Below are 7768 nucleotides of genomic sequence, written 5' to 3'. Positions count from 1 at the left end.
GAGCTTGGGGAAGGAGCTACCAGGGCATTTCGGCAACGCGGGAAGCGTGCGTGCCAGGGCGTGGCCGCCCGATCAGAGGTCACCCGACAGGCTCTTAGGGGCGGGGCACGTTCCGCAGGTTGGAGCGGGCCATCTGAAGCATCCGGCCCACGCCGCCGTCCAGCACGATCTTGCTTGCGGAGAGCGCGAAGCCGGTCACCATCTCCGCGCTGATCTTCGGCGGGATGGAGAGCGCGTTGGGGTCGGTGACGACATCGACCAGGGCCGGTCCCTTGTGCTTGAAGGCGTCCTTGAGCGCGCCTTCCAGCTGCTTGGGCTTCTCCACCCGTACGCCGTACGCCCCGGCGGCCCGGGCGATCGCCGCGAAGTCCGGATTCTTGTTGGTCGTACCGAACGACGGCAGCCCCGCGACCAGCATCTCCAACTCGACCATGGAGAGCGCGGAGTTGTTGAACAGAACCACCTTCACCGGAAGGTTGTACTGGACGAGGGTGAGGAAGTCACCCATCAGCATGGTGAATCCGCCGTCGCCGGACATCGACACGACCTGCCGGTTCCGGTCGACGAACTGGGCGCCGATCGCCTGCGGCAGCGCGTTGGCCATCGAGCCGTGACTGAACGAACCGATCACCCGGCGCCTGCCGTTGGGGGTGAGATAGCGGGCCGCCCACACATTGCACATGCCGGTGTCGACGGTGAACACCGCGTCGTCGTCCGCGAGTTCGTCGAGAACCGAGGCGACGTACTCGGGGTGGATCGGGATGTGCTTCTCGACCTTTCGGGTGTACGCCTTGACCACGCCCTCCAGCGCGTCGGCGTGCTTCTTCAGCATCCGGTCGAGGAACTTGCGGTCGGTCTTGACCTTCACCTTGGGTGTCAGACAGCGCAGCGTCTCACGGACATCGCCCCAGATCGCCAGATCCAGCTTGGAGCGGCGGCCCAGGTTCTCGGGTCGCACATCGACCTGGACGATCTTTACATCGGTGGGCAGAAAGGCGTTGTACGGGAAGTCGGTGCCGAGCAGGATCAGCAGATCGCACTCGTTGGTCGCCTCGTACGCGGCACCGTAGCCGAGCAGTCCGCTCATGCCGACGTCGTACGGGTTGTCGTACTGGATCCACTCCTTGCCACGCAGCGCATGACCGACGGGGGCCTTCACCCGCTCGGCGAACTCCATGACCTCGGCGTGGGCGCCCGCCGTGCCGCTCCCGCAGAACAGCGTCACCCGCTTCGCCCCGTCGACCATCCGGCAGAGCTTCTCGATCTCCTCGTCACCGGGCCGGACCGTCGGCCGCGCGGTGACCAGGGCGTGCTCGATCGACTTCTCCGGCGCCGGCTGGGAGGCGATGTCGCCCGGCATCGAGACGACGCTGACCCCGCCGCGTCCGATCGCGTGCTGGATCGCGGTCTGGAGCAGCCTGGGCATCTGCTGCGGGTTGGAGATCATCTCGTTGTAGTGGCTGCACTCCTGGAAAAGCAGCTCCGGATGGGTCTCCTGGAAGTAGCCGAGACCGATCTCGCTCGAAGGGATGTGCGAGGCAAGGGCGAGGACCGGGGCCATCGAGCGGTGGGCGTCGTAGAGGCCGTTGATGAGGTGCAGATTGCCGGGGCCGCAGGAACCCGCGCAGGCGGCCAGGGTCCCGGTGATCTGGGCCTCGGCGCCGGCGGCGAAGGCGGCGGTCTCCTCGTGTCTGACCTGGATCCACTCGATGGCCGCGTTGCGGCGAATGGCGTCGACGACCGGGTTGAGGCTGTCGCCGACGACGCCGTACAGGCGCTTGACGCCCGCCCGGACGAGAATGTCGACGAACTGCTCCGACACGTTCTGCTTGGCCATGGGTGCGTATCCTCTCCGCGCTAGGAGTCCATCAACCCATGGCGCGCGCGGTTACGCCTCCCAGACGCCGACACTCGTACGGTCGTCGGCGTACCCCTTCACCCTGAGCTGGGTGTCCGCGAGGAACGCCGCCAGGCCGGGCGGCTCCTGGGGCGTCCAGCGTTCGGCGAGCTCCTCGGCGAGGGCGGGTTCGCCGCGCAGCGGCTCGGCGAGACCGGTACTGCACAGGAGCAGCGTGTCCCCCGGGCGGGCCACCGAGGCGCGGAACCGGAACGGCTGCGCGGGTGGTGGTGGCGGGCTCTCGACGTACGGGGACGGGGGCGTCGCGATCCCCAGGTCCATGGTCAGCAGGTCGCCGTCGGGCCCGCTCTCGGGGGAAGCGGACCCGAAGCCGGCGACGGCCTGCCCGGTCATGGCCCCGGGGTCCGAGACGTCCGGTTCGAGGTCCCGCCAGACGCCGTCCCGCAGCCGGAAGAGCCCCCCGCCGCCCACCCCGAAGAAGACCCGGGTCCGGCAGGCGGGATCGGCCGACAGCAGCAGACACCGCAGCCCCGCGGTGTACTCCTCCGGTTCGAGCCCCAGTTCGACGGCGCGGGCGCGGAGTTTGCCGTAGCTGCGGTCGGTGAGGCGGTGCAGACCGGACTTGAGGTCGCCGCGGCGGCCCGCTCTTATGTCCTCGGAGAGCCGGGTGTGGCTGCGGCCGACGGCTCCGCCGATCCAGCGGCAGGCGTCTGCGGCCGCGAGATGGGCACCCTCGGTGGCACGGGCGCCGCTGGCGACGGCGACGAGCACCAGGGCGTTCTCGGCGGCACCGAACCGCACGGTGAGCAGGGCGTCGCGCCGGAGCTCTCCCCGGAACCGGGCGGAGTCGCCGCGCACGGAGGCGGCGCGCAGCGTGTATGTCCCGTACCGGGCGCCGTCGAGCACGGTGTCGGCGACGAGTCCGTCCAGTTCCTGGGGGACGGTGGCGGGGAGAGCGGTCGGCTCGGCGTCGTAGGTGGGCGGGCGGTCGCCGACGTACGAGAGGCCGGGGCGGGCCGCGCGGGCGGGAGGGGGTTCGGGAGCGGTCCCGAGGATGGGTGCGGCCGGGAGCGGGGTGGCCGGTCCCGCCCCGGGCGCCTCCGGCTTCGCGGCGACCGGCCGTCTCGGGAGCGGCGGTACGGAGGCTGTGGCCGGTGCTTCGACAGGGGGCGGCGGCGGGACCGGCGGCGCTTCGACAACGGATGGCGGCTTGGCCGGCGGCGGTGTGGCGAAAGTGCTCGGCCGCGTGGGACCGGCCGGCGGTTCCCACGGCGCACGCGCCTGCACGGATTGCACGGGCGGCGGAGGCGGAGGTGCCGGTGCAGCCGGAGGTGCAGGTGGCGGCGGTGGCGGACCGTCGGCGGGCGCCACGCGGGGTGGTTCCGGAAAGGCGGCGCCCGCACCGGTCCCCGCCGGACCCACCGCCCCCGAAGCCGAGTCGAAGCGGTCGTCGAGACTGTCGGCCGCGCTGCTCGCCCCGGCGTCCGCGGCGGTTTCGTCGTACAGCCTGCGCCACCAGTCGTCCTCGTGGGCGGCGGGCCTCTCCCCCTGCTGACTCATGCCCTTATTGTCCACCGCACGGGCCGTACGAAAACGGGTCATCAGGAAAAAAAGAGGTCCGCCGGGCGACCCCACCCCCCACGGGAAGGACGCCCGGCGGACCGGTCATGGTGTGGCCGAGGTCAGCGCACCGCGTATGCGGCGACGACGGTCTGGACGACAGAGTTTCCGTTGGCGTCCGTCAGTTCCGTCTTCAGCGTGACCGGCTTGCCGGCCGCACCCGCGTGGTTCACGGTCGCGGTCCAACGCCCGTCCTGCTGTGCGGTGGTGGCCTGGGTCCAGGTCGTGCCACCGTCGTACGAGTACGAGACCTTTGCCGCGGTCAGCTTGCCGGGCGTGTAACCGGCGTGGCCCGTGACACTCAGGCCGATCTTCTGGCCGTCCTGCGCCGCCAGGGTCTTCATGCCGTCCGTGGCCAGGTCGTATCCGGGGAACAGCAGCGGAATACCCTGAGAGTACGCGTTCTCGTCCCGCTTCGAACGGAACTTCCACGTGGTCTCGGTCTGGGTGGACCGCTTCCACACGGCGGCGGGCTGACCGAACTTGGCGGTCGTCATGGTGAGTTCGTACGCCGCGTCCTCGGACGGGACGGTGAACACCCCGGACGGCCATCCGGAATCGCCGAGCACCTCGCCACCGCTGGTGAGCCTGATGTTGCCCACGTCGCCGAAGGAGCCCTGGATGCCGGCGTGTTCGGTGTCTGCCCAGAAGCCGGGGGCGACGCCGATCAGGTTGTCCTGACGCTCGGCGGCGAGCGCTTCCTTGCCCTGGGCGTCGCGCGGAGTCGACGGGCCGAGGATGCCCCGGTACCAGTTCTCCGTACGCTTCGAGTCGGCCGTGTAGGTATGCGCCGGGTCGACCATGGCCTCGCCCCAGGGGAGGCTGGAGGAGACGTACCGCTCCCAGCCGGTGTCGCCCGCCGAGTAGTACTCGGTGCGCTTGCCCGGGACGGCGACGACGTCGAACGATCCGGAGTAACGCCCGCCGTACGGCCGGCCGAAGACCATCGAATCGACATAGTCGGCCGCGACACCCATCGCCTCGTACGTGGCGGTGGACGTGCCGAGCTCGCTGTCACGGACCTTGTACGTCCGGTCCGAGGTGACCGGGCCGGTCTCAGGGAAGCTCAGGTTGTAGACGAACGGGCTGGCGGCAGTGCCCTTCCAGCGCAGCTTCACGGGGCCGGCGGCCAGGGCGGCGTTCAGGCCGGCGGCCTCACTCGCTTCGACGGCGAGGGAGGGCAGCGGCGCCGAACCAAAGCCAACGGTCGGCTGCCAGAGGCCCGCGGACGGCCGGTGCACGATGATCGCCTTTGCCCCGGCGGCCTTGGCGTTCCGCGCCTGGGTGTTCATGGATCCGTCGTCGGCGACCTTCACCAGAGCGATCTTGCCCGCGACATCGGCGGCCTTCAGCTCGTCGGGGGTGCCGGTGCCCGCGTCGACGAGCGCGGCCTCGCCGGTACCGTCGAGGTTGACGGAGCCGGTGCTCGCGAGCACCGGGTGCAGTTCGGCGCCGCCGACGACCGAGAGCTTCTCGATCTGCGGGGCGTACGCACGCCAGGCGCTGTCGAACTCGAAGTCGCCGTCGCTCGCCCGGCCCTGGATGTCGACCAGATAGTTCTTGACGAGGCGGCTGCCGGTGACGGAGCCCGAGTGCAGCCAGATGTCGTCCCAGCTGCGGCCGAAGGCGAGGGTCGTGGAACGGTTCTCGGACGCGCGGTCCTCGGTCCTCACCTGGATCCGATGCGCCTTGCGGGCGTCGAGCACCAGGGTGGTGTCCTTGGTGACGTTCAGCTGCGGGCGCGCCAGGTAGCCGACGGACTCGACGAGCCTGCCGGTGGCGTCTTTCGGGTCCGGCGACGTGATGAAGCTGGAGACGAAGTAGGCGCCGGGGCGGACCTGGTACACCTGGTCGGCCGAGCCGTCGTTGAAGCGGCGCTCACCACTGGCGGTGTCGGTGCCGATGACGTCCAGCGAGGAGGAGCCCGTGGCGGGCTTGCCGGTGCGGTCGACCAGCTTGACCCGCAGGGTGACGGTCTCCGCGCCGACGTACAGCGAGAACGGGGTGGAGACCTTGACGCCGTCGGCGCCGGTGGCCAGCACACGCCCGGTGACATCACCGTACTGGGCGGCCTTCAGCTTCGCGGTCGGGTCGATCTGCAGCGGGACCTTGACGGTGGCTCCGGCCGGGACGGTGACGGTGCTCGCGTCGAGCTTCGCGACGGAGGAGCGGACGGCCGAGCCGTCGTTGCCGGTGACGCCCTGGACCTTCAGCGACAGCTTCACCGGCTCGGTGCCGGAGTTGGTGTAGGGGACGTCGACCGTGGTGCGGTCGGACTTGTCCTGCGGCCAGTTGAACGTGCCGCCCTGGACGGCGGGGGCGCCGACGACGGTGGTGTCGATGGCGGCCTTCACATCGAGGCGGCCGCCGCCGGTCTCGCGTACGTCGCCGGGGATGTCGCTCTTCGCGGACGAGACGAGGGCCGCCTTGATCTGCTGTGCGGTCCAGTCCGGGTGACGCTGCTTCACGATCGCTGCGGCGCCCGCGACATGCGGGGTGGCCATCGATGTACCGGACATCGTCTGGTACGCGTAGACACCGCGGCCACCGGCCGCCGCGGCCGAGATGGCGACGCCGGGGGCGGCGATCTCGGGCTTGAGGGTGTGCGAGCCGATCACGGGACCGCGGCTGGAGAACCGGGCCGTGGAGTCGTCGCGGTCGACGGCGCCGACGGTCAGCACGCTGGGGGCGCAGCCCGGGGAGGAGACGGTGTTCAGCGTCGGGCCGGAGTTGCCTGCCGCGATGACGAACAAGGTGTCCTTGCTCTGGGCGAGTTGTTCGGCGGCGACGCTCATCGGGTCGGTGCAGTCGCCCGGCGTCGGGCTCCCGAGGCTCATGGAGACGACATCGGCCTTCTGGTCGACGGCCCACTGCATACCGGCGATGATCCAGGACTCGGCACCGGAGCCGCGGTCGTTGAGGACCTTGCCGGCGAGCAGGTCGGCGCCGGGTGCGACGCCCTTCTTCTTGCCGTCACTGGCCGCGCCGGTGCCGCCCACGGTGGAGATGGTGTGAGTGCCGTGGCCCTGCCGGTCGTCGGTGGTGTCGGAGTCGGTGAAGTTCTCCGAGGCGGCGATCCGGCCCTTGAGGTCGGGGTGTTCGGCGTCGACACCGGTGTCGAGGACGGCGACCTTGGTGCCCTTGCCGTCGTATCCGGCGGCCCAGGCGAGGTCGGCGCCGATCTGCTTGGTCGACCTGTCGAGGGTGGCCTGAACCTTGCGGTCGAGCCAGAGCTTCTTGAGACCGGAGGCCGAGCGGGAGCGGTTCTGGGTGACGTCCGACCAGAAGTCGGCAGCCTTCGCCTTGTCCGCCTTGAGCGCGACGCCGTCGATGGCATCGAGGGAGAGCCCGCGCTTCGCGCCACGCGGGGTGGCGGGCGCGGAACGGGCCAGGTCCTGGCCGTAGACCGCGATCAGCGGCAGGGACGTGGTGCTCGCGTCGTCGTAGCCCTGGCGGATCAGGCCGGTGACGTTGAAGAGCTCCTCGTCGACCGTGCCCGCAGCGAGCGCCTCGGTCGCGGTGTCCGGGTAGACGTACAGGTCCTTGCCGGACTGCCGGGTCTGCACGAGGGGTACGGTGCCGTCCTCGCGGGGCAGTGCGGTGGCCGACGAGGCCCCCGAACGGTCCGTCCTCACCAGGACCTTGTCGCCGGTGACAAGGGTGACAGTGACCGGCTTGCCGCCCTTCGCGACAGCGGCGGCGTCGGCTGCCGCGCTGCCGGTCAGCGGTCTCTTCGAAGTGGACTCCGTCGGTGGCGCTGCCACGGACGGTGCGACCACGGTGACGGCCAGGACCGCGGCGGTCGCCGCTCCCAGTGCCGTACGCGATATCGGGCGCATCGCTCTCCCCAGATGAATCCGGATCAGGACAGCACAAGCTGGCTGATTCCGGAGGCTATTGGTACTGCGGTGGGCGCCACATTGGCATGGCGACGGGCGATACAGGGATGATGCACACGGCGGGTTTACGCCGTGGCCGTTTTCCGCCACGACCGGCCGGCCGAAGAGGGCGGAACGATGCGGAATTGACACGTCCGGGGAGGGGTCCAAGGGTGCTGGGAGCCATAGGTCTCGACGGGAGACAGGAGTCCGCCTATCGCGCGCTCGTCGCGGTGGGCGCAGCGGAGGTCTCCGACCTCGCACACCGGCTGGGACTTCCCGAGTCGGAGACCGAGCGGGCGCTTCGCCGACTGGAACAACAGGGCCTCGCCGCCCAGTCGTCCGCCCGCACCGGGCGGTGGGTGGCGGCGCCGCCGGGGGTCGCCCTGGGCGCGCTGCTGACCCAGCAGCG

At 70.5% G+C, this 7768-nt stretch carries 4 protein-coding genes; 1 reads left to right on the top strand and 3 read right to left on the bottom strand.

The genetic code is table 11. From position 1 onward, the window contains the following. Nucleotides 1-94 precede the first annotated feature (94 nt). The 3 genes from ACWD6R_RS39040 to ACWD6R_RS39030 form a co-directional block, all read right to left on the bottom strand. Nucleotides 95-1837 (bottom strand): pyruvate dehydrogenase, encoded by a 1743-nt coding sequence (locus ACWD6R_RS39040; protein WP_451823104.1) that lies wholly within the window; start codon nt 1835-1837, stop codon nt 95-97. 51 nt (nt 1838-1888) lie between these two features. After that, nucleotides 1889-3418, bottom strand: a complete 1530-nt coding sequence (locus tag ACWD6R_RS39035) for a protein phosphatase 2C domain-containing protein (protein ID WP_451823103.1) — start codon at nt 3416-3418, stop codon at nt 1889-1891. Nucleotides 3419-3540: 122 nt separating this feature from the next. Continuing rightward, nucleotides 3541-7317, bottom strand: coding sequence for a S8 family peptidase (locus ACWD6R_RS39030; protein ID WP_451823102.1), 3777 nt, complete (start codon nt 7315-7317; stop codon nt 3541-3543). 212 nt (nt 7318-7529) lie between these two features. On the opposite strand from ACWD6R_RS39030, the gene ACWD6R_RS39025 reads away from it, so the two are divergent. Continuing rightward, the coding region (locus ACWD6R_RS39025) for a helix-turn-helix domain-containing protein (RefSeq protein ID WP_451823101.1) at nt 7530-7768 on the top strand (239 nt) is incomplete at its 3' end.

This window comes from Streptomyces sp. NPDC005151 (assembly GCF_053599875.1).
Note: the sequence above shows the minus strand (reverse complement) of the source record. Positions and strands in the feature narration are given on the sequence as shown.

What these genes read in the sequence shown, in the direction of transcription:
- ACWD6R_RS39040 (WP_451823104.1), bottom strand. Translation starts at nt 1,837, where the DNA reads ATGGCCAAGCAGAACGTGTCGGAGCAGTTCGTCGACATTCTCGTCCGG.
- ACWD6R_RS39035 (WP_451823103.1), bottom strand. Translation starts at nt 3,418, where the DNA reads ATGAGTCAGCAGGGGGAGAGGCCCGCCGCCCACGAGGACGACTGGTGG.
- ACWD6R_RS39030 (WP_451823102.1), bottom strand. Translation starts at nt 7,317, where the DNA reads ATGCGCCCGATATCGCGTACGGCACTGGGAGCGGCGACCGCCGCGGTC.